Here is a 1,377-nt window from a genome sequence, read left to right on the forward strand (position 1 = left end):
GCGGGAATAGCTCAGTTGGTAGAGCGCAACCTTGCCAAGGTTGAGGTCGCGAGTTCGAGTCTCGTTTCCCGCTCCAGATTCAAGAAAAGCGCTCCCGAAAGGGAGCGTTTTTCGTTATGAGCTGTCGCGAGATAGGGCGATGTCGACGGCGTGGTCTGGGAGTGGCTCGATGTCGGCAGACATCATGACTTGGGTGCCGGCAGAACGTTGCGCAGAGTTGTGCTCTTAGATCGGCAATCCTCCGGAGACAATCGCTAGCTTTCCGGTCTTGTCGAATGTCACATGGATTCTGTAGCTGCCGGATTTCCATCGCATGCGGCTGCTTTCTGGATTTGTCCATTCCGGTTCACCAAACATTGACAAGACGTCGTTCCTGCCTTGGCCGAAAGTGAGGCCGTGAGGCAGGGCGCCTCGATAAACGGAGAAGTCGCCGATTTCCCGTCCGTAGTAGCGGAAATTGGATAACACGAGCGCGCCAGCTGGATAGTCGCGACTAGGAAAAGCCAAGGACTCAGAATCTGACAATGTCAGTTCAACGCCGAGTGATGCGTTGGACAAGTAAGCATCAGTCCAATGCGGCTCCAGGGCTGGAGCATCGACGATCCCAAGCTCCTTCAGCAACGACTCAATTTCTCGCTCGCCGTAGTGGTAGCCAAGGTGAGCGAAGTGATCCATATCGATTCTCGAATGTCGTTGTCCGGGAGGACTGGTCGTCTTGTGGGTTCATTGAGAGCGGTTGTTGCTCGGAGCGATCAGTCCACTGCCAGCGGATCGCCGAGACTCGCGCTCTTGTACATGCTCAACTACATGTCGCCGTTCTCAGATTGGTCCCGATCGAGGGTGGCGGAGTGGTTGTCGATAGTCGCCACTACATTGGTGATGGCACTGGGCCAGGAACTATTGATCGTCGTCCGGGGTGAGTCCATACAAGTATTCCGAAATGGAGCCCGATCGGGCGAGCGAGCGCTTCATCCCCACTTCACCGCGACTCCATCGCCTCACCATGTGCCGATCCCACGCTGTACTCCCGGATCCAGCAAGGTGATGCCACGATGCCTCACACTCCCCCTGCCAACGACTACGACGTGGTCATCGTCGGCGCCAGCTTCGCCGGTGCCGCCTGCGCACTTGCCGCCGCCCAGTACGGCCTGCGCGTCTGCGTGCTCGAACGCAAAACCGACCCCGGCGAACGCCTGCACACCACTGGCATCGTGGTGAAGGAGGCCATGGAGCACACCTGGCTGGGGCGCATGCCCGATCATCTCGTGCAACGCGTCGCGAATGTTCGCCTGTATGCCCCGAACCTGCACAACGTGCTGCTGACCGCACCGGGTTACTACTTCCTCACCACCGATACGCCGAACCTGATGCGCTGGC

The 1,377-nt window shown here is 58.3% G+C and carries 2 protein-coding genes and 1 tRNA gene; 2 read left to right on the forward strand and 1 reads right to left on the reverse strand.

Annotation, left to right across the window (positions count from 1 at the left end; translation table 11 throughout):
• Window positions 1-76 (forward strand) — tRNA-Gly (locus DBR20_RS20285).
• Between the two features lie 149 nt (window positions 77-225).
• Here the strand turns inward: DBR20_RS20285 and DBR20_RS21995 are convergent.
• Entirely contained in the window at window positions 226-675 is a 450-nt protein-coding gene (locus DBR20_RS21995) for a hypothetical protein (RefSeq protein ID WP_146187067.1), read from the reverse strand.
• 377 nt (window positions 676-1,052) lie between these two features.
• Between DBR20_RS21995 and DBR20_RS20290 the strand changes: the two genes are divergently transcribed.
• Window positions 1,053-1,377: FAD-dependent oxidoreductase (locus DBR20_RS20290; protein WP_146187068.1), on the forward strand; the 325-nt coding region annotated here is incomplete at its 3' end.

Source organism: Stenotrophomonas sp. HMWF023 (assembly GCF_003060985.1).
GTDB classification, from domain to species: Bacteria; Pseudomonadota; Gammaproteobacteria; order Xanthomonadales; family Xanthomonadaceae; genus Stenotrophomonas; species Stenotrophomonas lactitubi.